This is a genomic window from Streptomyces sp. NPDC088812, from assembly GCF_044750285.1.
Lineage (GTDB): Bacteria > Actinomycetota > Actinomycetes > Streptomycetales > Streptomycetaceae > Streptomyces.
This window is the reverse complement of the sequence record NZ_JBIVJP010000029.1, coordinates 93,070-116,150: the sequence shown is the minus strand read 5'-3', so window position 1 is coordinate 116,150 and position 23,081 is coordinate 93,070. Positions and strand designations below refer to the sequence as shown.

At 70.7% G+C, this 23,081-nt stretch carries 24 protein-coding genes; 2 read left to right on the top strand and 22 right to left on the bottom strand.

Going from position 1 to position 23,081, the window contains the following annotated elements; translation table 11 throughout:
- Positions 1-121 precede the first annotated feature (121 nt).
- Positions 122-535 carry a cytochrome P450 gene (locus ACIP67_RS38230; protein ID WP_401698180.1) on the top strand — a complete coding sequence of 138 codons (414 nt, stop codon included), beginning with the start codon at positions 122-124 and terminating at the stop codon, positions 533-535.
- Here ACIP67_RS38230 and ACIP67_RS38225 read toward each other — a convergent pair.
- Positions 483-1,154, bottom strand: coding sequence for a TetR/AcrR family transcriptional regulator (locus tag ACIP67_RS38225; protein WP_401698179.1), 672 nt, complete (start codon positions 1,152-1,154; stop codon positions 483-485). The genes ACIP67_RS38230 and ACIP67_RS38225 overlap by 53 nt on opposite strands.
- Before the next feature lie 100 nt (positions 1,155-1,254).
- Here ACIP67_RS38225 and ACIP67_RS38220 point away from each other — a divergent pair, with 100 nt between their 5' ends.
- Positions 1,255-2,754, top strand: a complete 1,500-nt coding sequence (locus ACIP67_RS38220; RefSeq protein WP_401698177.1) for a DHA2 family efflux MFS transporter permease subunit — start codon at positions 1,255-1,257, stop codon at positions 2,752-2,754.
- A gap of 8 nt (positions 2,755-2,762) precedes the next feature.
- Here the strand turns inward: ACIP67_RS38220 and ACIP67_RS38215 are convergent, their stop codons facing one another.
- From ACIP67_RS38215 to ACIP67_RS38115, 21 genes are all read right to left on the bottom strand, one after another.
- Positions 2,763-4,094, bottom strand: coding sequence for a hypothetical protein (locus tag ACIP67_RS38215; protein WP_401698176.1), 1,332 nt, complete (start codon positions 4,092-4,094; stop codon positions 2,763-2,765).
- 41 nt (positions 4,095-4,135) lie between these two features.
- Positions 4,136-5,578: a hypothetical protein gene (locus ACIP67_RS38210; RefSeq protein ID WP_401698174.1), complete on the bottom strand. Its 1,443-nt coding sequence runs from the start codon at positions 5,576-5,578 to the stop codon at positions 4,136-4,138.
- Between the two features lie 139 nt (positions 5,579-5,717).
- Positions 5,718-6,224: a 4'-phosphopantetheinyl transferase superfamily protein gene (locus ACIP67_RS38205; RefSeq protein ID WP_401698172.1), complete on the bottom strand. Its 507-nt coding sequence runs from the start codon at positions 6,222-6,224 to the stop codon at positions 5,718-5,720.
- A gap of 77 nt (positions 6,225-6,301) precedes the next feature.
- Complete coding sequence (locus ACIP67_RS38200) at positions 6,302-6,553, bottom strand: phosphopantetheine-binding protein (RefSeq protein WP_401698171.1); 252 nt, start codon at positions 6,551-6,553, stop codon at positions 6,302-6,304.
- Positions 6,546-7,412: an alpha/beta fold hydrolase gene (locus ACIP67_RS38195; protein WP_401698169.1), complete on the bottom strand. Its 867-nt coding sequence runs from the start codon at positions 7,410-7,412 to the stop codon at positions 6,546-6,548. The genes ACIP67_RS38200 and ACIP67_RS38195 overlap by 8 nt, the downstream gene beginning before the upstream one ends.
- Before the next feature lie 7 nt (positions 7,413-7,419).
- Positions 7,420-8,403: an NAD(P)H-dependent flavin oxidoreductase gene (locus ACIP67_RS38190; RefSeq protein ID WP_401698168.1), complete on the bottom strand. Its 984-nt coding sequence runs from the start codon at positions 8,401-8,403 to the stop codon at positions 7,420-7,422.
- Entirely contained in the window at positions 8,403-9,230 is an 828-nt protein-coding gene (locus tag ACIP67_RS38185; protein WP_401698166.1) for a hypothetical protein, read from the bottom strand. Before ACIP67_RS38185 ends, ACIP67_RS38190 begins: the two co-directional genes overlap by 1 nt.
- Positions 9,227-9,475 carry an acyl carrier protein gene (locus ACIP67_RS38180; protein WP_401698165.1) on the bottom strand — a complete coding sequence of 83 codons (249 nt, stop codon included), beginning with the start codon at positions 9,473-9,475 and terminating at the stop codon, positions 9,227-9,229. Before ACIP67_RS38180 ends, ACIP67_RS38185 begins: the two co-directional genes overlap by 4 nt.
- Complete coding sequence (locus ACIP67_RS38175) at positions 9,472-10,350, bottom strand: diiron oxygenase (RefSeq protein ID WP_401698164.1); 879 nt, start codon at positions 10,348-10,350, stop codon at positions 9,472-9,474. The genes ACIP67_RS38180 and ACIP67_RS38175 overlap by 4 nt, the downstream gene beginning before the upstream one ends.
- A gap of 41 nt (positions 10,351-10,391) precedes the next feature.
- Positions 10,392-11,321 (bottom strand): hypothetical protein, encoded by a 930-nt coding sequence (locus ACIP67_RS38170; RefSeq protein WP_401698163.1) that lies wholly within the window; start codon positions 11,319-11,321, stop codon positions 10,392-10,394.
- A 463-nt stretch (positions 11,322-11,784) separates the two neighbouring features.
- Entirely contained in the window at positions 11,785-12,639 is an 855-nt protein-coding gene (locus tag ACIP67_RS38165; RefSeq protein ID WP_401698162.1) for a class I SAM-dependent methyltransferase, read from the bottom strand.
- Positions 12,640-12,641: 2 nt separating this feature from the next.
- A complete protein-coding gene (locus tag ACIP67_RS38160) occupies positions 12,642-13,433 on the bottom strand; it encodes an alpha/beta fold hydrolase (RefSeq protein ID WP_401698160.1) in 792 nt (263 codons plus the stop codon).
- Entirely contained in the window at positions 13,430-14,065 is a 636-nt protein-coding gene (locus ACIP67_RS38155) for a LysR substrate-binding domain-containing protein (protein ID WP_401698158.1), read from the bottom strand. The genes ACIP67_RS38160 and ACIP67_RS38155 overlap by 4 nt, the downstream gene beginning before the upstream one ends.
- Before the next feature lies 1 nt (position 14,066).
- Positions 14,067-14,810 (bottom strand): DUF6182 family protein, encoded by a 744-nt coding sequence (locus ACIP67_RS38150; protein WP_401698157.1) that lies wholly within the window; start codon positions 14,808-14,810, stop codon positions 14,067-14,069.
- Entirely contained in the window at positions 14,807-15,946 is a 1,140-nt protein-coding gene (locus tag ACIP67_RS38145; protein WP_401698156.1) for a hypothetical protein, read from the bottom strand. The genes ACIP67_RS38150 and ACIP67_RS38145 overlap by 4 nt, the downstream gene beginning before the upstream one ends.
- Positions 15,943-17,379: an FAD-dependent oxidoreductase gene (locus tag ACIP67_RS38140; RefSeq protein ID WP_401698155.1), complete on the bottom strand. Its 1,437-nt coding sequence runs from the start codon at positions 17,377-17,379 to the stop codon at positions 15,943-15,945. Before ACIP67_RS38140 ends, ACIP67_RS38145 begins: the two co-directional genes overlap by 4 nt.
- Positions 17,376-18,242 carry a class I SAM-dependent methyltransferase gene (locus ACIP67_RS38135; protein ID WP_401698154.1) on the bottom strand — a complete coding sequence of 289 codons (867 nt, stop codon included), beginning with the start codon at positions 18,240-18,242 and terminating at the stop codon, positions 17,376-17,378. The genes ACIP67_RS38140 and ACIP67_RS38135 overlap by 4 nt, the downstream gene beginning before the upstream one ends.
- Positions 18,239-19,939 (bottom strand): GH3 auxin-responsive promoter family protein, encoded by a 1,701-nt coding sequence (locus tag ACIP67_RS38130; RefSeq protein ID WP_401698153.1) that lies wholly within the window; start codon positions 19,937-19,939, stop codon positions 18,239-18,241. The genes ACIP67_RS38135 and ACIP67_RS38130 overlap by 4 nt, the downstream gene beginning before the upstream one ends.
- Complete coding sequence (locus ACIP67_RS38125) at positions 19,936-20,565, bottom strand: hypothetical protein (protein ID WP_401698151.1); 630 nt, start codon at positions 20,563-20,565, stop codon at positions 19,936-19,938. Before ACIP67_RS38125 ends, ACIP67_RS38130 begins: the two co-directional genes overlap by 4 nt.
- 247 nt (positions 20,566-20,812) lie before the next feature.
- Complete coding sequence (locus ACIP67_RS38120; RefSeq protein WP_401698149.1) at positions 20,813-21,793, bottom strand: 3-oxoacyl-ACP synthase III family protein; 981 nt, start codon at positions 21,791-21,793, stop codon at positions 20,813-20,815.
- A 111-nt stretch (positions 21,794-21,904) separates the two neighbouring features.
- Entirely contained in the window at positions 21,905-23,080 is a 1,176-nt protein-coding gene (locus ACIP67_RS38115) for a hydroxymethylglutaryl-CoA synthase (protein ID WP_401698148.1), read from the bottom strand.
- Position 23,081 lies beyond the last annotated feature (1 nt).

Genomic DNA, 23,081 nt, shown 5'->3' with positions numbered 1-23,081 from the left:
CGTCCCCACCGACACAACCGACAACGACTGAACCACCACCAACCGGGTCAGAATTCAACCGCCCAAAGTGGGTCCAAGTTCAACCGACGCCGACAAGGAGTTTGGGCAAGGCTCGCACGCGATGCTCAGCTGCTCGTGCTCATGCAGTGGCGGAAGCCGAGAGGGCGGTGCTCAAAGGTCGCGGCCGTGGACGGAGGGCCAGAGGCAGGAGCTCCCACTGGAGGCCGTTGAGCGCGGCGAGGGAACTGCACGACCAGCCGTCGACACCACGCTTGGTGGGCTGCCCGTACCGGCCGGCACCGACCTGTCGTACAGCCGCTTCCTGCTGGACCGGGGCGCCCGCTACCTCGACGCCCCCGACAGCTTCGAGCCGGACCGGTGGCTCACCATGTCGACCACTCCGCGCAAGGGCGCCTACCTGCCCTTCGGCGCCGGGAACCGCAAGTGCCTCGGTGACGTGTTCGCCCTCACCGAGGCCCAGGTCATCGTGGCCCGGTACCGGACGCGCGTGAGGCGGTTGCCCGGGGCGCGGTAGCGGTCGCCGGCGGGATTCGGCTCGCGACGCCCTCGATGAAGGTGTTGAGCCCGTACGCGAACCGTTCCGCCGGGTCGGTGTTCATGAGGGAGTCGACGGCCTCCGCGTACTGGGGCGACAGCGCGCTCGCGAGCTGGTTCTCGCCGCTCTGCCACCCCTCGTCCGGCGCGTGGGCCTGGTTCTGTTCGTCGATGGTGTGGCCGAGTACGTAGTAGTAGAGGGAGAAGGCCAGCGATCCGGCCTGGGCGGGGGCCAGGCCCGCGCCGCAGAGGACGTCGACGACGAGACTCCCGGCGGTGATCGAGTTGGCGCCGGTGGCATGGGTGCCGCTGACCAGGCGCGCTCCGTCTCGGTGCGCCAGCATGGCCGTCCGGAACCGCTGGCCCAGGACATAGATCTGATCGCGCCAGGGAGCCTCGGGCAAGGGGGCCCCGACCCCCTCGGTGAGCTTGTTGGCCATCGCCTCCAGCAGGGCCGCCTTGTTCGGGAAGTGCCGGTAGAGGGCTCCTCCGTGCACGTTGAGCGCAGCACCGAGCTTGCGCATGGTCAGTCTGTCGAGCCCTTCGGCGTCGAGAAATCCAAGGGCCCCTTCGACCACGTCGGCCTTTCGCAGCAGCATGCGTCGCTCCATCGTTGACAACCCCCGAATCATACAGCTAGCGTAAACGCTGTTCACAGTAAACAACGTTCACGGTGAACGACGTTCACCAGGAGGCGCAATGTCTGCATCCTTAGAGCCACCACCCACCCCCGCGGTCCTGCGGCCGAATCTGCCGCTCGGCGTCGTGGTGGCCATCTCGTGCGTGGCGCTTTTCATGGTGGTGCTCGACACCACGATCGTCACGCTGGCGCTGCCGCAGATGCGCGACGCACTGGACATGTCGGTCGGCCAGCAGCAGTGGGTCGCCACCGGCTACCTGGTCACTCTCGGCGGTCTGTTGCTGCTGGCCGCCAGGGCGGGCGACCTGTTCGGCCACAAACGGGTGTTCCTGTTCGGCATGATCGTCTTCACCGCCGCCAGCCTCACGGGCGGCCTGGCGACCGACCCCACCATGCTGATCGTGTCCCGGTTCATCCAGGGCGTCGGCGCCGCCGCGCTCACGCCCACCAGCCTGAGCCTCATCACCACGAGTCACACCGACGAGACCCAGCGGCAGCGCGCCCTGGCCCTGTGGAGCATCACCATCGCGTTCGCCGGCACGGCCGGCGTACTCCTCGGCGGCGTGCTCACCAGCGAGCTGAACTGGCGGTGGGTGCTCTTCATCAACATTCCCCCCGGCATCGCGCTGTTCGCCGCGGCACTCTGGTGCCTGCTCCCCGCCCGGGTCGGCACCAAGCCGGTCCGGCTCGATCTCCCCGGCAGCCTCTGCGTGACGCTGGGCATCGGGGCGCTCACCTACGGGCTCTCGCAGGCGGAGGCCGACGGGTGGGGGTCCTCCAATGTCCTTGTCGCCCTCGGCGCGGCGGTGGTCCTCATCGCGGGCTTCGTGGCCGTGCAGCTGACCAGCTCCCAGCCGCTCATCCCCCGGGCGCTGCTCCGACTGCGCAGTCTGCTGCTCGGAAACCTGATCATGCTCATGCTGGGAGTGGTCCTCAACGCGTCCTTCTTCTTCATCTCCCTGTACCTGCAGCAGGCCATCGGCTACAGCGCCCTGCGAGCCGGTATGGCCATGGTTCCGGTGACCCTCATCGTCATCGTCGGCGGCTTCGTCTCCCGCAAGCTCGTCCTCGTCCTCGGCCCCCGGAACCTGATCATCATGGGAGGGCTCGTGGTCGCGGCCGGTATGGCCTGGCTGGCCGCGGTGCCCGCCCGTCCCCCGGTCTTCCTGGCCCATATCCTCGGGCCGACCCTGATCGTCGGCATCGGCCTGGGCTTCCTGCTCCTGTCGATCACGCTCACCGGCACCTCCGACGTCGATCCCGAGGACGCCGGCGCGGCCTCCGGGCTGCTCAACACCTCTCGCCAGGTCGGCGGAGCCGTCGGCCTCGCCGTGCTGACCACCATCGCCGCCACCGCGACCACCGACGCGGTCGGCGACTCCGATCCCGTCGAGGCGCTCGTTCACGGGTACAGCGTCGCCTTCCTGATCTGTGCGGGTGTCATGGTGGTCGCCTCCCTGATCGCGCTGGCCCTGCCGAACATCAAGGCGCCCAGGCCGGAGGCCGAAGCCAAGGCCGGCGGAGTCGGCGAGGAACGGTCGGCGAACGCCACGTCATGAACCGGATCTCACGCGTCGACGGCGGTCCCGCCCGGCAGGACGGGAAAGCCGGGCCCCGCACCGCCGACACCCGGGCGGGGGCCGGTCCTGACCTCCCGGTTGGTGACGGAGAGCGGCCCCAGCCCCGCCAGGGCATCGAGCACCTGAGGCATCAGCGCCCCGGGGGCCGACCGGGCGGGAACCACGCCGATCGCGTTCACACCGGTCAGCCAGGCGGCCGTGAGATCACCCGCGGCCGCCAGGCGGCGGACGGCCCGGCCGCCCGCGGCGGCTTCCGCCTCCAGATGACCGGCGTCCGGATCGTCGGCGGCCCCCAGCACCAGCGTGAGGTCGACGGCCTCGGCCACCGAGCGGACGGCCGCCGCCCGGTCGGTGGCGGCGTAGCAGAGCGCGTCGTAGTGCTGCCCGCGCACACGGGGGTAGCGCTCGCGCAGCGCAGTGATCATCCCGGCCGCGTCGTCGACCGAGATCCCGGTCTGCACCACGAGGGAAAGCCTCTCCGGATCGACCCCGAACCGCTGAAGATCGGACGCCTGCGCGGCATCCCGCATCGTCAGCACCGACTCCGGGGCCTGCGACACCGACACCGATTCCCCCGCGGTGTCGCGGGCCCCGGTCATCAGCACCACCGTGTCGCCACGGTGGGCATAGGCCTCGACGTCGCGATGGGCCAGAGCGGCCAGCGGGCAGGTCGTGTCCACCACCTTGAGCCCGCGTGCGGCGGCCTCCGCCCGCACCGGCAGGGGTACGCCGTGCGGCGGGAACACCACCACTGCGCTGTCCGGTACGGCGTCCAGATCGTCCGCGAACGCGACACCTGCCTCGGTGAGCCGCGCGATCCGGTCGACCGCGGCGACCGGCCGGCCGTACACGTACACCGGCACGTCCCGCCGCGCCTCGCGGGCCGCCCGGAGGGTGGCCTCGACACCCGCCCGGGCACCCGCGCAGTCGGGTTCGGGCGCCGCCACCAGCAGACGGCGCGACCGCATCAGCCCGGCCCACTGCGCGACAAGCTCCGCGCAGATGTCCACGGCCGCGCGATCATCCGCGTGCGCGGCCGCGCCCAGGCCGACGGCCCGGCCGTCCAGCTCCAGGTAGGAGGCCATCACGAGCACTGCGTCGCCGGTGCCGGAGGCCTGCGCTGTCCCGTCCATCGGATGGAGCCGGATCCGCCGTCCGCCGGGATCGGGTTCGCCGCGTCCCAGCGCCGCGGCGAGCAGCGGAGCCGCGGGCGAGCCGACCGTTCCCCGCTCGGGATGCGTTGTTCCGGTGGCCACCACGATCTCCCCCGGCCGGACCCCGCTGGCGGAGAAGCGCTCCACCCGCATCGTTCGATTCATGATCGTTCACCTCGGATGGCTGCATCGGATGTCGTCGGCACTTACGAGGCCACCGTCTCCGGAGTCCAGGCGGTGGCGGTGCGGACCAGCAACTGCTTGACGGCGCGGTGGGTGCGCTGCGGATGAAGCCGGGATCGCAGGGCGTTCATCGCGGTGGTGGCGCGCCCGCACGTCAGGAACGTCGAGTCGTCGAGAAAGGCGTGCCAGACGGTGACGGCCTGGTCGAGATCGCCCTGATCCAGATGCAGCCCGGCAAGCCGGGCGTGGCCGAGGGCGCGCGAGCGGCGCTCCCGCTGCGGCCGGTGGCGGGCGGCCTCGGTGAGCGTGGCGATCGCTCCCTTACGGTCACCGAGCAGCGCCCGCACGGCCGCCTCCTGGTTCGCCAGCGACGCGGGGTGGTACCGGCCCATGGCGCCACCGCCGTCCGCCGCCGTCCGGGAGCAGGCCTGGGAGAGACGCCGTTCCGCGCCCGAGATCGCGGTCAGCGCGTGGTGCCGGTTCCCCGCGGCGGCGGCGGCCACCGCGACCTGGCCCAGGAAGAACGCCTGGCGGGCCGGTCCGGTGGCGGCCCTGCTGATCGTCGCCGCGGACTCGGCGAGGGCGACGGCGTGCTGACGGTGCCCCAGACTCTGCGCCTGAACCGACAGCCCCCGCAGTGTGACGGCGTAGCCGGCCGGGTCGTTGTTCTCGCCGGCCAGCCTCAGAGCGGCCCGGTAGTACTGCTGGCCCAGCCCGTGGCACCCGTCGTCGAAGCACATGAACGCGGCCAGATAGGTGAGCTGCGTGGCGGCCGTGAAGAACCTGCGCCGCAGCGCCGGAGTCCCGGCGGCATGAAGCCTGGGAGCGATGTCGAAGGCCAGATAGCAGGACAGTTCCGCGCGGGCATGGCCGCCGCCGAAGGAGTCGTCGAGGTCGGAGAAGAGCCGTACCATCTGCTCGGCCGTGGCCACCTGCCCCGGCTCCAGCCGCTGCGCGCACGACGGGTCCGGCCATGGCGGCAGCCCGGGCGGACCGGCTGCGGCCTGCGCCCACCCGGGCACGTCGAGAGCGGCGACGCGGTAGGCGGTGGCGGACAGCATCCGACGACGGCTCTCGCCGGACTGCGCCAGGCCGGTCAGCACCGAACCGACGTCCCGGGGCGGGGCATCGGCGTCCGGCGGCCGGTCGACAGCGGCGCGGGAGCGAGGTCTCGGCTCCCACTCCTCCCGGACGGCCGGACCGGTGGCCGGCCCGGCGAGCCCCAGGTCGGCGAGGCCGACCGGACGGCGCAGCCCGCGGGAGATCGCCTCGGCGATCAGCTCGGGCACCGGCGAACGGGGGCGCCGGCCGGCCAGCCAGTGCGTCACCGACCGCCGGTCCAGCCGCATCACCACACCGGACTCGGCGGCCACCGCGTTGACCTGACGGGCGAGGAAGTCCTCGGTCCAGCCCGCCTCGGCCAGCAGTCCCCGTAACAGCCTGTTCGGCACCTTAGGCTTCGTCATGACGCGTACCAGCCCCCCACGATCGCCGCGCATTCCCCGAGCCTTCTGTCGGCCCTTCTGTCGGCCAAATGGGAGGCTACCAATCTGATGGATCAGGAAATAGTGACGATTGCACCTGTGATCGTGAATTGTGGAGAACTCAACCGGGCGAAATGGCCAGGGCGAGCGATAGATCCTCGTCGGAGTCGATCCACACGGTCACCGGAACTCCGCGGTAGGACGCGGTCAAAGCGCCGTCGGCCGGGCGCAGTTCGATCCGCCAGAACAGGAAATCGCCCAGGGACCCGGTGCCGGACAGCGCTTTGAAAGCCGCTTCCTTGGCCGCGAACAACTCACGCGGCGTGTATTTTCCGGCCGGCGGCAGCAGTTGCAGCCGCTCCTGTCCGCTCAGGACGAACGCGGTCACGCGGGGGCTGATGACCGCGCTCTCGATGTCCACGCCGACCGCCGCCGCGCCGGGGACCACCACCGCGACCGCCAGGTGGTCGGTGTGGGAGATGGATCCGGCGAATCCGCGCGGGAAGCGCGGCCGGCCGCCGGGATCACGGGGGACGATCCGATCGGCCGCCCCGGCCGCCGCCAGCGCCGCCGAGGCCGCCCGGCGGCCCGCCGTGAACTGCTGACGCGGCCCGAACGGCCGGTGCACCGGCCGCCATCGGGCCCATGCGCCCGCCGCAGCCGCGCCGGCAGGAACCTCCAGCCCCGCCGCTCCGTACGCCTCGGTCAACGCAGCGACACGACGTGGTCGGCCAGCGACGCGATCGAGCGGAGCGCCTCGGGCCGGACGTCCTCGTCCCATTCGAAGCCGAACGCGTCCTCCATCGCCACCAGCAGGCTGACCAGCGCGGTGGAGGACATGCCCGCCTGACGGAGGGACACGGTGTCCGACACATTGCCGACGAGGCGGTCGTTGCCGAACAGATCGACGAGCAGCACCCGGATGCGCTGCCGGACCTCGAGTGTCCCGTCAGACACGCGATTCCACGTCCTTGACGAATTCGAGGATGATCGACTGGAAGGCCCCGGCGTCGTCGAAGAAGGGCTGGTGCCCGGCCTTCGGCATGATCCGGCAGGTGCCGTCCTGGAACTGGTCGGCCAGCTCCTGGGCGCCCGTCGGGCTCAGCAGGATGTCGTCGTCGCCCACGACGACCAGCGTGGGTGCGGCGATACGCGGCGGCAGGTCGGGGCTGTGGGTGTCGTTCGCGGCGCTCTTGAAGCTCCGGGCCAGCTCCTCCGGGTCGGAGACCGCCATGAAGGCCTCCCGCAGCCCCAGGAAGCCCGGGGTGCCGAGCGCCTCGTTCATCTCCGAGCTGAACATCTCGGGGTAGAGGTGGTCGAACACGGCCGCGAGACCGTGGCTCTCCAGCGTCCGCAGCCAGTTCCGCTGCAGCTGCTTCTGGCGGCGCATGCCCTGGGGGCCGAAGACCGGGCCCGACAGCACCAGGCCCTTGACGCGGTCCGGGTGCCACAGCGCCATGTCCCGGGCGAAGACCGTGGTGGTGGACGAGCCGATCAGATAGGTCGACTCGATCTCCAGCGCGTCGAGCATCGCGATCAGATCGGCCGCGTGCTCCTCCCAGGTCGGCTCCTTCTCGACCCGCGAGGAGGCCCCGTGATTGGCCAGGTCGTAGACCAGGACGCGGTGGTGCTGGGCCAGTTCCTCGGTGAACCCGCGCCAGATCGGCGCGGTCGCGACGAGATTCGGGAGCGGGGTGATGACGGTGCCTTCACCGCGGGACTCGCAGTAGAGCTCCACGCCCTCCCTGGTACGAATTCGCGGCGCGTCGTCACGGTATGACAGATCCAGCCGGGACATGTTCTCGACGATTGACATGAAATATCTATCCTGTTCCTGTTTCGAATATCTCGACACCTCGAAGGATGCGAGCGAAGTCGGCGACGATCTCGGCCGCCGGCCGTCCGCCGGAAATGGCGCCGCAGGACAGCCCGCAGTACATCGCCATTTCCTCGATTCGGCCGCTGGTCGCCTCCGTCGGCGCCGCGGCGCTGAACCGCGGTATCAGATACGGCTTTCCCTCGACCACCGTCCGGCCGATGAATTTCCTGGCCTGTTTCGCGTCGCGGGTGGCGGACGTCTCCAGCACACGGTGACGCCTGCCCGGCCACCCGATCTCGTAGACGTCGGTGATCACCGTGTCGGTCTCGTCGGCGGTGCTCACCGCTCCCTTGAAGTAGGAGTGGGCCCGCGACTCGTGCGCGACGACGAAGGCGGTGCCGAGCAGTACGCCGTCGGCGCCCGCGGACAGGACCCTGGCGGCCTTGGCCGGTGATCCGATGCCGCCGGCGGCGACGATGCAGGCCTCCGGCAGCTCCTCGCGCAACGCGGTGACCATGGCGTCCCGGCTCGCCTCGCCCAGGAGATGGCCGCCCGCCTCGATACCCTGCGCCACCACCACGGAGCCGTGTCCGGCGGCCCGCACACCGTCCTGCACGGTCCCGACCTGGACGACGAGGTGCCGTCCCGCCGCGTTGATCCGATCGAACACGGCGTCGTCCGGCATGCCGAAGAGGGACAGGTACACATGCCGGGGCGTCTCGTCGAGCACCTGCGTGATCTGCCGGTCCAGCTCTTGTGGCCCGACCACCTCCGGAATGAGGTTCACGCCGACGGGCCGGTCGGTCCCCGCGGTCAGTCGGGCGAGCACGGCCGACAGCCCGTCGCCGACCAGTTTGTAGCCGCCCACGCAGCCCGCCGCGCCGGCGTTGGACACCGCGCACGCCAGTTCCGGCCCCGCGACACCTCCCATGCCCGACTGGAGCAGGCTCACTTCGATGCCGAGCACCCCGGCCAGCGTGTTCCGCATCAGCCCAGACGCTCCACCGCGGACACGGCGGCCTCGGCGCTGCCGAACCGCTCCGTCAGGGCGTGCACCCAGCGCTCCAGGCCGAAGGCGAGACAGCTGGTGTGCGCCAGGTCGTCGCCGGCCCGGATCGAGCACCGTTCGCCGAAGAAGTTCCGGTGGTAGTTCACCGAGCCGATTGCCAGCCCGTCGACGACGAACTCCTCCTTCACCGGGAACAGACGCTGCATCTTGGCCTTGCCGCCGTTCTTGTCGAAGAACGGATCGGTGGCGACCTCCAGATGGACGTCCAGCCCGAGCTCGGCGCACAGGGTCGTCACGGCGTCCTTGGCACGGAGCAGATGCTGCTTGGCCCCGTCCTCGGGTCCGATGAAGACGATCTCCCGCATGGAGAAGCCGAGGAGCCGCTGCAGACCGTCGTAGTGGTCCTCGTTGCGGAAGCAGGTTCCGAGCGTGGTCCGCAGCGTCCCGTCCGGGGGCAGGTCGGAGCCGGCCAGATCGAGGTAGATCGCGTAGCACGCGGCCGACGGCAGCGCGAAGCCGGTCGGCTCCATCACCTCGGCCGGAATCCGGTCCAACGGCCGGGGCGCTTCGGCCAGCAGGGCCCCGAGGCGCTTCGGATCCAGCCGGGTGGCCGCCAGTCCCAGATGGGGGAAGTTGTCGAAGTAGTCGAAGGTGTCGAGGTCCTTGCTCCCGATCAGGAACGGGAACCGGTACTCCGGGGCCTCCCAGGTGCGGGCCAGGCGCAGGAACGCCGTGTCGATCGCCCGCAACAACCGCAGCTGGCCGCCGTCGAGTACTTTCAGGCCGTTGTCGGTCGTCGTGGTCATTGCACTGCCTTCTGCTTGAAGAATCGGGCTTCGATCGCATCGAGGCTGCGGAAGTCGTCCAGGTCCAGATCTTCCGGATCGATCGACTCGCCGGTCAGCTCCTCCAGCAGGAAGATGAAGTCGACGAAGGCCAGGGAGTTGATGGCCCGGCTGTCGATCAGATCCATCTGGGGGGCCAGCGGGCCGATCGCCGGGTTGCGCTCCAGGATGAAGGCCCGGACGGCCTGCATCGGATCGGCCGTCATACGATCAGTTCCTTTCCGGCGCCCGCCCTGGTCAGAAACTTCCTGGTCCGCTTCAGGATCTGATCGTGCGCCAGCAGCCGGGCGGGGTCCGCCAGCGCGCGTCGCCGCAGCGCCAGCCCGTCCGGGATGCCCGCGTCGCGGTAGGCGGCGGGGTTGTAGAGGGTGCCGATGCTGTACTGGAGATAGCTCTCCAGGTACGCGGCGACCGCCGGCACCTCCGCCGGGTCGCGCTTGGCCACCTGGCCCAGCAGATCGGTGAAGATCATCCGGCCGAACGCGACGTGCCTGCTCTCGTCCTGGTGGTGCACGCGGTTGATCTCGCGGGCGATGTGCGGCAGGGTCTCGTCGGTCGCCATGTGCGCGTTGAAGTAGTCGACGATCTCCTCGAAGATCAGGATGCGCGCGAAGATGATCGCCTCACGGGCCACTGGCGAGAGGTGGGACACGGAATCGGCCCGTAACGTCGGCTGCGCCGGGTACAGCTTGCCGCCGTACCGCAGGCAGAACCGGGCGAAGAACCACATGTGCTCGTTCTCTTCGCCGATGAAGTGGTGCAGAAACTCCGAGACGTCCGCATAGGCCCGCTCGTGGATGCGCATCACCACTTCGCTCATCAATTCGCGGATGCCGTGGATGTTGAGGCTGAAGAAGTTGATCGCTTCGTACTTGGTCAGCTCCAATTGCTGATCACGGGTGAGTTCGTCCCACATCGGCGTTCCCGCCAGCGTGGTCAGACTCTCACTCATCCACGGCTTTTCGGGCTCGATCTTCTCGGGCCAGTCGAAAATTGTGTACGGATTGTAGTAGCTGGATTCGGCCATTTGCTCGAGCCGATCCAGGTCGAGTGAGATCGGTTCAATGTCTCGTACGGCCATGTTTTCTCATCTTCCCCGTGGAGTGACGCGCTCTTCCGTGTTCAACGCACTGCCTGGATATCCGTACGAACCTGGATCGGCAGCTGCGAACCGCAGGCGTGATAAGCGAAGGGCGCGTTCCCGGATGCCGTGGACGGAATCACCTTGTTGTAGATCGACCCGAGGCACAGTTCCTGGAACTGCTCGGTGTCCGGCGAGAGTCGGGCGGCCAGCTGGGCCTTGGCGATGTCGACGGTCTTGACCGCACCGTCGTCGTCCTCGACCTCGACGCACGCGTGCGGCAGGTCGAGGGCCCCACCGAGCACGCCGCAGAACCAGCCCCGCTTCGCCTCGGCCCGGTACCCGGCCGCGCGAAAGCTCTCGGCCAGGTGCAGACTCGCCGCGATGCAGCTCGTGGCGCCCATGGCGTGCACCTGATCCGGGTGCGCCTGCATGGGTACGGGGATCATCTGCCAGCGGTAGCCGGCGTCCAGGTACTCGCCGGTCAGCCGCCGCAGCACGGGCGAGAGCACCGGGGTGCGGGCGCCGGTCGTCGTCACCGTCGCCGCGTACTGCGCCGACCCCCGGCTCACCGACGGCCCCGTCACACCGGCGACGTTCCCGCCGAACCGGAGGACGTCCGGCTCCTCCAGACGCCAGGGAGCCTCTTCCGGGCAGTCGACGCATTCCAGTGCGACCCGGAAGTCCCATTCCTTGGCACGCAGGAGATCGTCCACCGGCCGCCGGGCGAACCGGAAGAGCAGACGGAAAGTCAGCTCCGGCTGCGTCCTCGCACTGTTCGAGTACATGCCGAGGTTGTACAGATCGTTGGCGTCGAAACAGCGCACCCCGGATCGCCGCTCGAACGGAAGCCCCGCGTCGACGAGCCTGTCGATCTCTTCCGGCTCGCAGCGCAGCATTTCCTGAGCCACGGATTCCGGTTGGTTCCTGCTGGAATACTCGGCAGGCACGAACTCGATGGAGTTCGCCACCTTCTCCCAGGCAACCTTTTCGGTTGCAGCTTTACGCGACACAGTCAATCTCCCGAACGGAACGACCGCGCCGACGGCTCGGCGCCCGTCATCAAAGACGCGAGGTCACGGTGAATCTGCGGACAGCCTGACAGTAACGGCCGGGTGATCCCGCACGACAGATCGGTTCTCCACTGACCCCTATGGATTTCACATGGGCGATCATGGATCGTGCGGGCCCGGCCGCCCGGGGCCACACCTTGCCGACGTTTCGAGGATCACAAAGGAATATGCAAGAAAAGGCAATGGGTCACCGGACTTTCCGGGCCGCCGGTCGCCCCCGGCATACGGAGGAGCCGGCACGGGGCGGACGTGCCGAGGGGGTACGGGATCACCCGACGGCTCCCCGCCGGACGCGGGAGCTGCCACGGAACACGTATCCCCAGGCCAGAACGATCCCGACCGGGGACGCTCGCTGGGGCGCTCACGAGGGCGACACGGGTACGCTGCCCACCGTCACGGTGTTGCCCTCTCTGATGTATCCCCGCGGGTCGCGCAGGCGGTGGGCCGGATCATCCGGGTCAAGGAATGCCCGCCACGCCCCGTCGGATCCCGCGGCCGCCGCCATGCCGGCCACCCGGGCGCACGCCCGCGTGTAGAAGCGCAGCACCGCCTCGGACATCGGCGCGAAGTGCTCGATCAGCACGGTGTGCTGGCGCACCCCGGTCAGCCCAGCCTCAGCCAGCCACCGGTACAGCTCCCCGGTGCGGAGCAACTGCCTCGCGTACCCGGGCGTTCCGGCGGCCTCGCGGAAGAAGTCCGTGAATTGAAAGGGGTCTCCGGGGCGTACGGCGATCAGCGCGGCGTCGAGGTCCTTGACCGCCACGGTCCCGCCCGGGCGCACCACACGGCGGAACTCCGCCAGGGCGCGGGAGAGTTTCTCGTCGCTCAGGTACTGCGTGGTGTTGGCGCACCAGACGGCGTCGAACGAGTCATCGGGGTAGGGCAGTCGGAGGATGTCGCCCTGCCGGACATCCGGCTCCCACGGCGTGTCGTGGGTGCGCATGCGAGCGGCGGCGCGTTCGGCGTTCTCCTCGGCGAGGTCCAGGGCGAAGACCCGTCCCTCGGGGCCGACCGCGTCCGCCAACCAGGGCAGGAAGGCGCCGGTGCCGCATCCGGCGTCGAGCACACGCCACCCGGCCCGGATGCCGGCCGCGTCCAACGTCGCACGGTACGGGCCGGCACAGGCCTCGAAATGGGCGTCGACGATGTCCTCGTGGGTGAACCCGAGTCCGGTGGAGGCCGTGTAGCCCCAGGAGCTGTGGTCCGTCGTGAGCATCCCTACCGTCCTTCTCTCGCAGTGCGCAGCATGGCTGCGGCGTCGTCGTGCAGCGCGGTGAGCAGGTCCGTGGTCGGGTCGGGGGCTTCGAGCGGCGGGAGGTGGCCGACGCCGGGCAGGACGACGAGCTTCCCGCGCGGCAGCGCGTCCGCCGCCGTCCGGCCCTCGGCGACGGAGACGAGTTCGTCCTCGTCGCCCACGACGACCAGCGCCGGCACGTCGGTCGCCTGCAGGACGTCGAGCGAGTCGCGCCGCGCGGCGATGGCCTCCTGCGCCCAGGCGACCGCCTCGGGGTCGGCGGCCCCCGCGGTCGCGAGGACCTCGGCGAGCGTCGCGGGGCGCCGGTCCCGGCTGGTGGCGCCGAGGAGGGCAGGCGTGGTGGCCTCGACGAGCCGGTCACGCGTGGCAGTGTTCCGTATCCCGTCGGCGAAGGACCTGCGCCGGGCGGAGGCCTCGGGGCTGTCGGCCGTGGCGCGGGTGGACAGCAGGGCCAGGGCGCGGACCCGTCCGGGGTGGCGGCGCAGGAACGCCATCGTCGTGTAACCGCCCATGGAACATCCGACGAGAACCACGTGCTCGATGCCCCGCCGGTCCAGTGCGGCCGCGAGGTCGTCGGCGACGACGTCGAGGGAGGGCGACGCGGAGCCCAACGGCTCCTGACCGAAGCCGCGTTGGTCGAGTGCCAGGACGGTGTGTCCGCGGGCGGCCAGGGCCCGGGTCTGCGCCCGCCACATCGAGGAGTCCAGGGGCAGCGCGTGCAGGAGGACGATCGGCGTCCCGTCTGTGGCGCTCACCGGGCCGCGCTCCGTTCGGCGGCGGCGAGGAACGCGGCGAGTTCCGGCGGCGGCGGGGTGTCCCGCAGCCTGGCGAGGGAGACCGGGGCCGGCGGGAGGTCCGGCACGGGGACAACCCTGATCCCGGGCGGCACGACCGCCTCCAGCGACCGGAACGACAGGTGCACGGCGTCCGATCCGCCGAGGATCGCCGCCATGTCGGCGACGCTGCCCATGGGATGGATCCGGCGGATCGGCACTCCCCGCGGAGTGCGGGGCGGCACGACCTGGTCCCAGACGTAGGCGGGGAAGTCCCCCGGGCAGCGGAAGGCGTCGTAGGCGGTGAGGTCCTCGATGGAGACGGACTCGTGGCCGGCCAGGGGATGGCCCGTCCGGACCAGGACGGCTCTGTCGTCGAGGACGACGGTCCTGCCGGTGGCGATGTCCGGTTCACGCAGCCCGAACTTCACCAGCATGACGTCCAGTTGCCCGGCGCGCAGCAGCCGGAACGGCTCCCGGACGTCGTAGGGCACGTAGCTCACCCGCTCGTCCTCGTACCCGGCCGCGGCGACGATCTGCCGGGCCTGGTGGGGCGAGCCGTGGACTCCGATGCGGAGCGGGCGGACGGCGGTGGGGGGTGGGGCTTTCGACACGTCAGTTCTCCTGCGTCAGTCCGGCGTATGCCTGGAGTTCGTACGGGTGGCGGCGGTCGGTGTCGACGCGCAGGGCCGCGTAAGGCTTGGACAGTTCCGTCAGGCGTGGTACCGCACGCAGGGTCAGCCGGTCGCCGGGTCCGATCGTTCCGTCGATGACCGCCTCGGACAGCAGGTGTCCGAGGTGGACCAGTGCGTCGGAGACGGTGAGATGCGCCGTGGCGAGGTACAGGTCGCGGTGGACGGGTCTGCGGTTCCGGTGACGGTCCGTGCGCAGCAGGTCGACGGTGACGGGCCGCCAGGCCGTCAGCGGACCTCGTCCGCTGAACGTCTTGAGCAGTCTGCGCAGGCCGGTCGTGGCCTCGTCCGGCAGCGGACCGGCCCAGGCGGCCGAGCCGTCGGCGGCGATGTGCGCGAAAGTGAACCGCTCGCTCAGGTTGTCGGGGCGGCCGGCCAGGTAGAGGGTCCGGGTGAAGGAGCGGCGCCAGGCGTCGGCCTGCTCCGGCGGCAGGGACAGCACGAACGCGCAGGTCTCCCGTACCCAGGAGGCGAGTCGGACGTCGCGGACGACGACGACCGTCGACACCCCGCCGGTGCGGCCGACGGCGGCGTCGTCCTCGATCTGCTGCTTCGCTGCGAGCAGGGAGTGCGGGGTGACCGGGGTCGCGCAGGCCGAGAGGTCGGGGCGGGCGGCCCGCAGGCGCTCGGCGGCGACGGTGAGCAGCAGCTCGGGGGAGAGGGTCATAGGTACACCGTGGAGAGCAGGTCGCGGTCGATGGTGCGGCGGGTCCGGGCCAGCAGGGACGAGGTGAGCCGGTAGGGATCGACATGGGTGTGGTCGCGCCGGTGCCGGCGCAGGTCGTCCACGAGCGCCGAAGTGCCGGGCCCGCGCTCGGTCGTCCGGCGCAGCAGCTGCCGCGCCCGGTCCAGGCTCCTGTGAAGCAGGTCGGTGCGGAAGGACTGCGCCTGTCCGGGACCGAGGACGGCGACGAAGTACAGCCGTACGCCGAGACGGCGTACGTCCGCGTCGGCCTCCGTGCCGACGGCCCGGAGCAGGGCGCCCGCCGTGTGGGCGTGCCAGCCGCCGTGCCGCGCCGATCTGATCGTGCCGTCGATGGGCACGCGACCGATCGGGACGCGGTGCACCAGCGGCCCCAGCTGGGTCAGCGCGCGCTGCAGCAGCCGGTAATCCGCGTCGAGCTCGGTGTCGTACAGGAGCACGACCTCGTCATGCGCGGGTGCCAGCGGAAGCAGTTCCCGCAGGGCGCAGGCAAGGTAGTTGGGGCGGCCGTCTGCCGTCACGATCTGGCGCAGGGGCAGGCCGTGCCGAGTAGCGTCGAGGTACACGGGACCGCCGCTGGAGCGCTGGTCGAGCCCCAGGCCGAGGGCGACGAGCCGTTCGATCATCTCCTCCGTGCCGAGCCCGGGCGGTTGATGGACCATCAGGCCGGGATCGTGGAGGCCGAGCCGGGCGTAGTGCCCGCGCCACAGGCGCAGGACGCGTTCACTGGCCGGGTGCACCCAGCCGTTGTTCTCGACCTGGTGTGCGTAGGGGCGCAAGGCGTCGGCCGGTGGGGGTGCGCAGGCCCGGAACCGGACGTACAGCTCGCCGATCTCCTCCTCGGAAAGTGAGGCGTAGGGCAGGTCTTTCTGTGTGCGGTCGAGGAACTCCCAGAATCCCAGGGTTTGTTCGGTGAGGTGGTAGGTCGTGGGGCTGTAGCGGTAGGTCACGTCCGCGAGCGGCGCGGTGGCCCGGAACATGACGTCGGTCCACAGCAGACCTTTGAGGTGACTGGGTGTGAGCGGTTTGGCCGGGGTAACCGTGACGGGGGCGAGCAGCACCTTTCGACGGCGCGTCCGGGGACGGTCCGACGCGGTCATGCGCACACCTCGTTTCTGACGGCGGCGACCAGTTCCTCCCTCGTCGGTGGGCGCGGCGCGGCCGCGGCCGGTTCGGGGGCCGTCCGTACCCGTCGGCGGAACGCCTCGTCGTCGAAGACGTCCTCGACGGTCTCCAGGCCCATCAGCACGCGGGTGAGGCCGCGCCACACGGTCCCGTCGGCGGCGGCCGCCCGGGCGACTACGGACAGTGCTGCGCGGCCGGACTCCGATGCCGCCGGCGGCGGGCATCCCGTGACCCTCGCCCGCCACAGGGCTGTGCGTGCCGCGTTCTCGCGGACGGCCTGCTCGTACCACGACCGGTAGACGCCGTCGGCGATGCGTGCGGCTCGTTCACCCTGCTCCTCGGCCGCCGGCTCGTCCGCCAGGAACTCCGCCAGTAGGAACGCGTGCCGCAGTGCCAGCGACATGCCCCGCCCGAAGAGCGGGTCGGTGACACACGCGGCGTCTCCGACCGGGTACAGGCCCGCGATCGGTCCGGCGCCGGCGTCGGGTGCGCAGTGCAGCGTGTTGGGCGGCAGGGTGATGGGTCGCACCGCGCTGATCGGCTTCCCCATCGCGGGATCGGCCCAGGCGGCGAGGTGCGGCGAAAGACGGGCGACCGCGGTGAAGGCGGCCGGATGCCGCAGGCCTGTCGTCGCCGGATCCGCGGTGGGCACGCCGACGGTCAGGGCGTACGTGTCGTTGTCGGCGAGGTGTGCGACCGCCGCGTAGTGGTCCCAGATGCCGCCCGCCGCGTTGCCGCGGTTGAGCGGTCCGGGCAGCGTGCCGGGGGTCCTGAGCCGGTAGAAGCGGGTGAAGGCGCGTACCCGGGTGGGGGCGGTCCTCGCGGCTCGCGGGGGCAGTCCGGCGGCGGTGAGCCAGGACCGCGACGCCGACCGGCGTCCGGTGGCGTCCACGACGGCATGCGTGGGGATGTCCTCACCACCGCCGGTCACCAGGCCCGTCACCCGGTTCCCCGAGGGCGTCGTGCGCAGGCCTACGACCTTGACGTCATGGCTGATCGTGACGTTCGGCAGCGACCGCAGCGCCTGGCGGAAGACGAGTTCGAGGACCGGGCGGCGCACGGCGAGGGCCACGAGTTCCTCGTCGCCCTGGCGGCGGATCCCATCGTCGGCCCCTACCGGCAGCGCCCGCATGAGGTCGAGCATGCGTGCGCCGGCCTCCAAAGCGGCGTCGAGCACCTGAGGCACGTGGGCCCGCAGCACCCGTACGCCGAGCGAGGTCAGGACGTGGGAGTGGCCGCTCTGCGCGACAGTGGGCCTCTTCCACAGCTCGGCCGCCTTCTCCGGCGGCCCTTCCGGCGGTACGGGCGCCTGCTCCAGCACCCGGACGGGCAGGCCCCGCAACGCCATGGCGAGGCCGGCGGCGAGCCCCGCCACGCTGCCGCCCACCACGACGACGGGCCCGGTCACCGGCGTCGGCCGTGCACGAAGAACACCCGCCGCACGTCCTTGACGGCGCGGTCGGGGACCGGGTCCGGCCAGCGTCCGAAGTGGGCCCCGGGCTCACCGGGCTGGACCGCGGCCACGTCGAAGCCGTACCGCTCGAAAAGCGCCTCGGGCTCGTCGCTGCCGAAGAGCCAGGGGCAGCCCCAGCCGCTGAAGACGTCCAGGAGGGGACGCATGTGCGGGAGGGTGAGGGCCGCGGAGTTGACGAGGTCGGCGGCGATGCGGCTGCCCGGAGCGCAGAATGCGGCGACCCGCTCCAGCATGCGCTCGGTGTCCTTCTCAGGGATGTAGTACAGCAGCCCTTCGAGCAGCCAGGTGGACGGCGTGCTCGGGTCGTATCCGCAGGCGCGGAGCCGGTCCTCCCAGTCGTCCGCGGTCAGGTCGACGGCGACGGTGACGTGGTCGACGCGCTGGTCGACCCCGCGCAGGCGCTTTTCCTTGAACGTGAGCACCGGCTGCCGGTCGACCTCGAAGTACCGCAGGTGTCGCGGCCAGGGCAGCCGGTAGGCGCGGGAGTCCATGCCGGCCGGGGCCACGACGAGCTGGGTCATCGCCCGGTCCTGTACGGCCTCCTGGAGGAGGTCGTCGAAAAATCTGGTGCGGATCGCGTTGTAGTCGGGGGTACTGGGCACGCTCCGCGGCCGGTCCGGCGGGAAGGTCGCGGCACGGACCTCTGCCAGGAGCCGGGGGCCCGCGTCCCCCACCAGTGCGGCCGCGTACGGATCCGTATAGAGCCGGTCCTCCCGCCGGCTCTCGGCGGCGCGCAGGGCGGCGGTCAGCAGGGCAGTCTTCTCCACGGGGTCGACGGGATCCTGGACATGCGTCATGTGCCTTCTCCTCGTAGTGCGTCGGACGCGGCGATCAATCGCCGCCACTGGCTCTCGTCCTGCCGGAACAGCCGGTCCTTGACCTGGGTGGGCCGGACGCCGTCCGCCACGCGGGCGTGCCACTCGCGCTGGAAGGCGTCGATGTGCAGCAGCCGCAGCGTCGCGGCACCGAGCCGCCGCTCCCGCAGAGCCCTGGCGTATCCCGGGGACTCGGCGGCGAGCGCCGCATCGAGCAGTCCGGCGAACCGCACGGTCTCGGACTCCAGCCACGGAGCCTCCGGGGCCACCGCGAACACGTACCGGGGAGCCTCGCCCGCCGCTTCCTCCACCCGGCACGCCACGTTGCGCAGCGCGAGACCCGTGCTCGCCAGTGCTTCTCCCAACGCCCGCACCACCTGGGCCTCGCGCAGCCGTTCCCCGGCCGCGTCCGACCGGGTGGCACGGCCCGCGTACCGGACCCGCGGCACCCCCCGGACACGGTCCACCACGCGGACCACGTCCCCGACGGCGTACCGGTAGAGGCCTCCGACGTGGCTGAAGAGCACGTGGTAGTCCCGGTGCGGTTCGAGTTCCTCCGCGCCGAGTGTCTCGACGCCGGGGCCGAGGTCCTCGTCGGCGTCCACGAACTCGTACACGGCGGCGGAGGGGACGAGGCTGCCCGCGGCGGGGTGCCGGTCGAGCGGCACCGCCACCGGCCCCTCCGACGCCGCCACCGGCGCGGGCAGGACCCTGACTCCCGCCCCGAACCGCTCACGCAGGCCCGGCATGTACAGGGAGGCCACGCCGGTCGACCAGCCGAACAACGCGCGCACCTGCGGCCAGACGTGAGCCGGGCTCGGCCGTCCGAAGTGGCCGGCGAGGAGCTCCAGCCGGGCGGCGCGCTCCGGATCGGGGTCCGCGTACGGCACTCCGCCAAGGGTCCCGTCGCGGACCTCCTTGACGATGCGCTGCCACCACAGCTCGAGCTGATAGGGCACGGCCGCGATCATCGCCGGGTTGATCCCGATGAGGCCCCGCACGTCGCTCTGCACCGCCAGTCGCAACCGCAGGTACATCTTCTCCAGGTGGTCGTCGGGCGCGACGTCCACGGGAAGGGTGGCCCAGGGGGCGGCGGTGCCCAGTTCGGCCGCCAGCGGTTCGCCGAACGCCGCGCCGAAGTCGACCTGGCTGGCGCCCACATGGGGACGCCCGCTGGTCGTGACGGGGGGAACGGCGAGCGGATCGTGCTTGAGGTTCAGCACCGCGTCCGGGCGCTCCATGAGCTCCGGGAAACTCTCGATCAACGGCGCCCAGGCCGCGTAGTAGAAGGGGAAGAAGACGGTCTTCATGAAGCGGCGGGTGACCGGGATCTTCTTGTGGTCCCCGGTGCTTCCGCTGCTGGTGAAGTACACCACCGGCGCTTCCGGGGTCAGCAGGTTCGGCTCGCCCGCCGCCATGCGTTCGATCAGCGGGGCGTGCGCCGCGTAGTCCTGGACGGGCACGGCCGCCCGGTAGTCCTTCAGAGTACGGATCGCGGCGAAGCCGTGGCGGCGTCCGAACTCGGTACCGCCGGTGAACTCCAGCAGATCGTCCAGCACACGTTGTTGCTGTCGCGCCAGGTCGTCGAGGCCCGCGCTCAGCCGCGCCCGCTCGGCGAACACCCGGTCCCGGTAGCGGTCGGCGTGACCGGGTGTGCCCCAGCCCTGTGTCTCGCTCATGCCGCGAGGACCTCCCGCACGGCCGCGGTGGTCGCAGCCGTCCCGGAACGCTCCTCGACCACCGTGACGGGCAGTCGCCTCGTTTCCTCCAGCAACAGCTTCCCGAGGCTCTTCTGATAACTCTCGAAGCCGAACCACTCGGGCCGGTCGCCGAAGTGCTCGAGGGGGTTGAGCCGCGCTCCGCGTCCGGAGCGACGCCAGGCGGTCTCGGGCGAGACGTCCAGATAGATCACCCCGCGCGGCTGGGGAAAGGAACGCCACCAGGTGTACAGGGGGTGCCCTTCAAGCCCGGCGAGTCGGCACTTCGCGAGGATCTTGTAGTAGTAGGAGTCCATCAAGACCGGCACGTCCGGCTCCTGCCGTGCGAGCTGATCCCGCAGGTGCACGACGGCGGTGCCCAGCAGAGTCGCGAGGAAGTCGGCGGAGTAAGTGGGCCCCAGGCCCGGCAGTACGTCCAGGACGACGTTCCGGCGCAGCTGCGAGATCAGACGGTACTCCCCGGCCACGAGGTCGTCGTCGGTCGACAGGGTCTGCCAGCCGGGCAGCGCCGCCGAGAGCTCCGCCATCACCGAGGACTTCCCGGCGTAGTCCGGCCCCAGCAGCACATAGAATGGACGGTCTGTCACTTGTTCTCCCCTTGCCTCCGGAATCGCTTGCGTACCGGGGCACATGGCCGAGGTACGACTGGACGTTGCGCCGGGTGTCGGGCACCGAGTCGCCGCCGGACTCCTCCGCCACCGCGTCCGGCGCCTGGCCCGGGGGCAGCGCGGCCAGGGGGGAAGCAGCAGTCGGACCGGGCTCGGGCGGCACTCCCGCCTCGATGCGGTGGTGTCGCCGAGACACCTGCCCATCAACCCACCGGCCTGTGTTCTCTCACCACTCGACCAACGCGAATCCCGCCGACATGCCGCCGCCGAAGCCGGCCATGAGGATCAGGTCGCCGGGGGTGAAGGCGCCGGCGCGGGCGGCCGCGTCCAGGGTGATCGGGAGGGAGGCGGCTCCCGTGTTGGCGTAGTGCGTCAGTGTGCGGTGCATGGTCGCGCGAGGCAGTTCCAGGTCGGCGAAGACCCTGTCCAGCATGGTGCCGTTGGCCTGGTGCGGTACAAAGTGGTCGATGTCGCCGGGTACGACACCGCATTCGTGCAGGAATCCCTTGACCAGCTGCGGCAGGTGGTCACCGACGAAGTTCCGCACGCCTCGCCCGTCCATCGCGAAGTACTGAAGCCCTGCGTCGAGGACTGTCTGGTCCACGGGCATGCGACTGCCGCCGGCGGGCACCTCGATGAGCCCCGACAGTTCGCCGAACGAGTGCAGCGCGAGGTGCCGGATACGTGGTCCGTGGTCGACCGACGACCCCAGGATCGCCGCTCCGGCGCCGTCCCCGAAAAGGATCACGGTCCTGCGGTCGGCCCGGTTCAGGATGCGGGAGTACAGGTCCGCGCCGATGACCAGTGCGTGGCCGCCGGTGCGGGTGAGTACGCCCTCGGCCGCGGAGAGCGCGAACACCATGCCGGAGCAGACCGCGTTGACGTCGAACGCGGCCGCGTCGCTCGCGCCGAGCCGCTGCTGGACGTAGGCGGCGGTGGGCGGTTGCGGCCGGTCGGGTGTGGACGTGGCGACCACGATCACGGACAGCTCCTCGGCGGTGATGCCGGCCGACCGCAGCGCGGCACGCCCCGCGGCGGTGGCCAGGTCCGAGGTGGCCTGGCCGTCGGCAGCCCATCGCCGTTCCCGGATGCCGGTCTTACCGGTGATCCACGCGTCGTCGACCCCCGCCGCCGCGGCGACCTCGTCATTGGACACGATTCGCTCCGGCACATAGGCACCCGTACCGAGAATCCTGACGTCGGTCATACGGCTGCCCTCCCCTCAAGTGGTATGGAGAACGGTGTGTGAGAACTGGCGTGCGGCCGTAGCGGGGGCAGCCGTGGAGGCCACCCCCGCACCCGCGGGACCGGAGGTGTTCTAGCGCGCCTGGTAGATGCGCTTGTGACCGCTGAGGCCGGCCAGGCGGAAGGGGCCGGTGGTCTGCTGCGGGGTGAGGTGTTCTCCTCCGTCGGCCGGGAAGGACCGCTCGTGCAGCTCGCGGTAGCGGGCGTGGTCGACCGGCTTGCGCCGGGCTATCGCCTCCAGGTTCGCCTCGGTCCGCAGGTGTTCGCGGTAGCCGGGGGCGGCGGTGCCCGCGAAGAACTCGGCGACGCTGCCGGAGCCGTAGCTGAGGAAGCCGATGGGCCGGTCGGTCAGGTCGTCCGCCTGGTCGAGCAGCGCGGCGAGAGCGAGGTACACCGAGGCGGTGTAGCTGTTGCCGATGGTGGCGTTGTAGGCCACGGTCCGCCCGATGGCCTGCTCGATGTCGGTCTTATCGGTTTCGTGGCCCGCGTAGTTGAGCAGGTGGTGGTGTGCCTTGTAGGCCATCTTCGTGAACGGCTGGTGATAGCAGAACGCGGCGAACTCGTCGAGTGCGCGGCCGCCCTGCTCGCCGTAGTCCTTCCAGCTGCTCGCGACCGCCTGCAGGTACGCCTGGACGGATTCCTGCCCGTCGACCAGGGCGGTGGTGAGGTAGTTCGGCCGCCAGAAGTCCATGACGTCGGCGGTGAACAGTCCCGAGGGGTTCTCGATGCGGACCAGGGCGGGGTCGGCACCGACCAGCATCGCCACCGCGGCGGCGCCCTGGGTCGCCTCGCCGGGGCTGTCCAGTTCGTACTTGGAGACGTCGCTCGCGATCACGAGGACCTGCTGGTCGGGGTCGCGCCGTACGAGTCCGACGGCGAACTGAAGGGCGGCCGTGGCTCCGTAGCAGGCCTGCTTCAGTTCGACGACGCGGCAGGCCGATGGCAGGCCGAGCAGTGAGTGCACGTACACGCCTGCGGACTTCGCCTGGTCGATCGAGGATTCCGTCGCGAAGACCACCGTTCGGATCCGTTCGGAACCGTGCCGGGCGATGATCGGGGCGGCGGCGGCGGCACCCAGCGTCACGATGTCCTCGTCCGCGGCGGGCACGCTCATCGACCGCTGGCCGATGCCGATGTGGTACTTGCCGATCTCGGTGCCGTTGTACTCGGCGAGCGCCTCGTGCGACAGGACGTACTCGGTCGTCGCGAAGGACAGATCGTGGATTCCGAAGAAGGACTCGTGGGACATT

Bases quoted from the DNA above. Each gene is read 5' to 3' on its own strand.
- ACIP67_RS38230 (WP_401698180.1), top strand. From the start codon at position 122: ATGCTCAGCTGCTCGTGCTCATGCAGTGGCGGAAGCCGAGAGGGCGGT.
- ACIP67_RS38175 (WP_401698164.1), bottom strand. From the start codon at position 10,350: ATGGCCGTACGAGACATTGAACCGATCTCACTCGACCTGGATCGGCTC.
- ACIP67_RS38165 (WP_401698162.1), bottom strand. From the start codon at position 12,639: ATGCTCACGACGGACCACAGCTCCTGGGGCTACACGGCCTCCACCGGA.
- ACIP67_RS38220 (WP_401698177.1), top strand. From the start codon at position 1,255: ATGTCTGCATCCTTAGAGCCACCACCCACCCCCGCGGTCCTGCGGCCG.
- ACIP67_RS38120 (WP_401698149.1), bottom strand. From the start codon at position 21,793: ATGACCGACGTCAGGATTCTCGGTACGGGTGCCTATGTGCCGGAGCGA.
- ACIP67_RS38225 (WP_401698179.1), bottom strand. From the start codon at position 1,154: ATGCTGCTGCGAAAGGCCGACGTGGTCGAAGGGGCCCTTGGATTTCTC.
- ACIP67_RS38180 (WP_401698165.1), bottom strand. From the start codon at position 9,475: ATGACGGCCGATCCGATGCAGGCCGTCCGGGCCTTCATCCTGGAGCGC.
- ACIP67_RS38145 (WP_401698156.1), bottom strand. From the start codon at position 15,946: ATGACCGCGTCGGACCGTCCCCGGACGCGCCGTCGAAAGGTGCTGCTC.
- ACIP67_RS38130 (WP_401698153.1), bottom strand. From the start codon at position 19,939: ATGAGCGAGACACAGGGCTGGGGCACACCCGGTCACGCCGACCGCTAC.
- ACIP67_RS38210 (WP_401698174.1), bottom strand. From the start codon at position 5,578: ATGACGAAGCCTAAGGTGCCGAACAGGCTGTTACGGGGACTGCTGGCC.
- ACIP67_RS38215 (WP_401698176.1), bottom strand. From the start codon at position 4,094: ATGAATCGAACGATGCGGGTGGAGCGCTTCTCCGCCAGCGGGGTCCGG.
- ACIP67_RS38195 (WP_401698169.1), bottom strand. From the start codon at position 7,412: ATGTCAATCGTCGAGAACATGTCCCGGCTGGATCTGTCATACCGTGAC.
- ACIP67_RS38190 (WP_401698168.1), bottom strand. From the start codon at position 8,403: ATGCGGAACACGCTGGCCGGGGTGCTCGGCATCGAAGTGAGCCTGCTC.
- ACIP67_RS38150 (WP_401698157.1), bottom strand. From the start codon at position 14,810: ATGACCCTCTCCCCCGAGCTGCTGCTCACCGTCGCCGCCGAGCGCCTG.
- ACIP67_RS38115 (WP_401698148.1), bottom strand. From the start codon at position 23,080: ATGTCCCACGAGTCCTTCTTCGGAATCCACGATCTGTCCTTCGCGACG.
- ACIP67_RS38185 (WP_401698166.1), bottom strand. From the start codon at position 9,230: ATGACCACGACGACCGACAACGGCCTGAAAGTACTCGACGGCGGCCAG.
- ACIP67_RS38135 (WP_401698154.1), bottom strand. From the start codon at position 18,242: ATGACGCATGTCCAGGATCCCGTCGACCCCGTGGAGAAGACTGCCCTG.